Raw genomic sequence first — 2859 nt, forward strand, 5'->3', positions numbered from 1 at the left:
AGTTAATGGCGATTGCTTAAACGCTATCCCTAATGTATCGACCTATTTATACTTTTTTCAAACTTTGCAACAGAACCACCTTTCGACTCTAAGTAAACAACAAATAAATATAATAGAAGAAACTTATTCAAAATGGAAGAGTAGAGAAATAACGGCTGTTATGTTTATGGAAATGTTAGAACTAAGGAAAAACACGTTTTATAAAATAATGAAGGAATATGAAGAAGGAAAGTAGCATCGCTCCTATAATAAATGCTACTTTGCCCCTAGTTGTAAGAACGCTGGTACTAACCCATATAAAATGAAACAAAAAGCTAATTTTCTGTAAGCAAAGGAAATTGGCGCTTTTTACTTTAGACTCCTATTATAGGTATTAGACAAGTTTGAATTTGTTAGCGATAGGATAAGGCTTGTTTCCCTAATGCATCCCAAGATTGAATGAAAGTTTCTTGATTCACCTTATGCGCTTTTTTTCCACTTAAAGGATCATTAATATAAATGTACCCATCCTCAAAACCTATGAGTACAACAGCGTGTAAATCCAGAGGAGCTGTGATTTGTTTGTTCCCATGTTTCCAAGATTCCCATCTATCCGGAACTTTGTAATCTCCTGTCGTCCAAACCACTACAGGTTTACCTATTTTAATTTGAGCTAATACATCATTAAAATTTTTTCCTGTTAAGTTCACGGTACGATTGGGAAGATACTGTTCCATCAATTCTTGTAGCGGTTGGACGTAGACAGCATATCCCTTATTTTTCCCCGTTATATCTCCAACGAATCCTTCTTTAGGATCTCCCCATCGAATGATATCCCCGCCTTTACTCATAGACAGTGGGTCATTATCTTTTTTGATACCGTTAGCTAACTGCATTTTATTAACTTTAATACCAGCGTACTGTAATACCATCGCTAAGCTCGTAACTTCGCAACCGTATTTCAGTTCAGGTTTTTGTAGTATTAATGGCACATCTAAAATGACCTTTTCTTGGACCGTAGGAGCTGGGGATTGTTGTGGTTCGTTTTGAGATGTTGGATGTTTCACATTTTTTGTTAATCCGGTATCTTCATGTCCAACATTAGACCCATGTTTTTCAACTGGAGATTGTTTGGCAGAGCAACCTGCTAAAATTGAAAATAGGACATACAGAGTTAGAAATCTTTTCACATCATTCACCTTCTTTAGGAAGTTCAATATATGTCATAATATCTCATTAAATATCGTTTTTTATTTAGTGTGTTCTTTAATTCCCTGTAAAAATACTCAATATTTATGTGACCGATATTGGGATACAACTCAGATGCGTGTAAAAATGGGTCGTATACAATATTTAATGAATAACAACTTACTCATGTCGTTTCAAATGTTTTTATTGAAAATTGTAAGTTCTAGAAGAATCATATACACATTCAAATATTTGAATGTGTATATGATTCTTTTTTTATTAAAAATAAGTACTAGAGGTGTTTTAATTGGAAAGGAAATGTTACAAAAATATTGGTTTTTGATAAAGAGATTATAATTATTTTTTATGAATTTGGAAAATTTTTCAGATGTGGCGGTTCATTCCCCGAATCTTTCATATACCCCTGTAAAGTACTTTCTTTAAATGAAACATAAAAAGTCTCAAAAATCTTTGTTTTTGAGACTGAATAGGTGCGTCGCTTACACTGTACCTTCTTTTGACATCAAAAATAAAAAGCACTCCATTAAACAGAAGCACTTAAAAAGTTTCTGAGAGTGAACGAAATAAGTAAAATTCTCTTTTTCATTGTCACCCCTTATGTTTGAACAGATTTTTCTGTGCTAACAGATCGTTGTTTCTTCATGAACATAAGTAACATAAATACAGCTATTATCGAACGATAAATATGAAATGACGCTGTTAATTCACACCTAGATGCAAAACCTTTCCCTTGAAATACAGGCGTAATTTCAAGCTCTGGTATATCAATAATATGCATATATTCTCCAACAACTCCGACAACCATTCCTTTTGTTGACCACGCAAATCCTGTTACGATTCCAGTACTAGCTGCATCCCCTGTTCCAATTTGTGAATGCCATCTCCATTGATTGATTTTAACTTTTTTCAGATTTTTTTTAATTACAGAATGAATCTCTTGCAACTTTTTTACTATCTCTCCAATGCTATCGAGCTGTGCCATTACTTTATTTTCAATACCGCCTTCTTCTTCTGCCTTTTCAATTTTTTGTCCAGTCTTTTTTTTCTGTTTTTCCATTCTTTCTAACACATCAAACGTATATTTAATGTTCCATATTTTCACTTGTAGTAAACACTGTTTTTCCATTTCTGAATATAAAAAAGTAACTTTCAAGGATATTTTTAAAAACAATATAAACAAAATAATCAATAGAACAATCCCAATTCCGATTACAATTCACTTCATACATATCATCCTTTCATTCCATATCCATTATTGACATGTACAAGGAACATTATACGAATTCAGAAAATTGCGTATCGGTGTATTCTTCCAATCGAAGAGTATGGCGTTTTATATTAAAATTTTTCTATTGTATCATTAAGATACTTAGGTAAATAGCATGGTTAAAATGATACTTGTTACAATGAACAAAAAACTGCACGAGTTTTGAAATGCCCCCACAAACAAAAACACCTCCATATATTCGTATCTAATTAAATACGATATAAGAGGTATTTTTTTGCTTGTCCTATTCTATTGGAGCACTCTTTATATTGCGCTACTTCAATTAGGTTGCTTTATATTTATGAATTAACAGTATGCTAATGATAATACTGAACTGTACCCCGAATCGTGGACACTTAAAAAAAGTCCATGCTTCGGGGTTTTTGTGTATCTTTACACTCATT

General features: G+C 32.7%; 2 protein-coding genes and 1 pseudogene. 1 reads left to right on the plus strand and 2 read right to left on the minus strand.

Annotation, left to right across the window (positions count from 1 at the left end; genetic code table 11):
- Window positions 1–235 (plus strand): annotated as a pseudogene (locus JDS96_RS31765) (hypothetical protein); the annotation flags it as partial.
- A 157-nt stretch (window positions 236–392) separates the two neighbouring features.
- On the opposite strand, the gene JDS96_RS30090 reads toward JDS96_RS31765, so the two are convergent.
- Window positions 393–1169 (minus strand): C39 family peptidase, encoded by a 777-nt coding sequence (locus JDS96_RS30090; protein ID WP_098610050.1) that lies wholly within the window; start codon window positions 1167–1169, stop codon window positions 393–395.
- 614 nt (window positions 1170–1783) lie between these two features.
- Complete coding sequence (locus JDS96_RS30095; RefSeq protein ID WP_307838220.1) at window positions 1784–2404, minus strand: DUF2953 domain-containing protein; 621 nt, start codon at window positions 2402–2404, stop codon at window positions 1784–1786.
- Between the last annotated feature and the right edge of the window lie 455 nt (window positions 2405–2859).

Source organism: Bacillus cereus group sp. N21, from assembly GCF_016483395.1.
Taxonomy (GTDB): domain Bacteria; phylum Bacillota; class Bacilli; order Bacillales; family Bacillaceae_G; genus Bacillus_A; species Bacillus_A pseudomycoides.